Genomic DNA, 246 nt, shown 5'->3' with positions numbered 1-246 from the left:
CAATGCGTGTTCTCCAGCGAATGGAATAAAGAAGCGGTGCGCACCTATAAAGCCAACCTGTATAGCGATCCACAGTTGCATCACTTCAACAGTGATATTCGTCTGGTAACGCAGCCCGCGGGCACCAGCGATGAGCAGGCAATTTATCAGCATATCGATCGCACCATTCCCGATCATCAGGTGCTGCTGGCCGGTTTACCTTGTCAGCCCTTCTCGCTGGCGGGCGTGAGCAAGAAGAATGCGTTG

1 protein-coding gene is annotated in these 246 nt (G+C 53.3%); it reads left to right on the top strand.

Annotation, left to right across the window (positions count from 1 at the left end; genetic code table 11):
* On the top strand, nucleotides 1-246 hold a 246-nt coding region (locus KVT28_RS26075; protein ID WP_217551171.1), incomplete at both ends, for a DNA cytosine methyltransferase.

The sequence above is a fragment of the Pantoea sp. GbtcB22 genome (genome assembly GCF_019091025.1).
Classification (GTDB): domain Bacteria; phylum Pseudomonadota; class Gammaproteobacteria; order Enterobacterales; family Enterobacteriaceae; genus Pantoea; species Pantoea leporis.
Note: the sequence above shows the minus strand (reverse complement) of the source record. Positions and strands in the feature narration are given on the sequence as shown.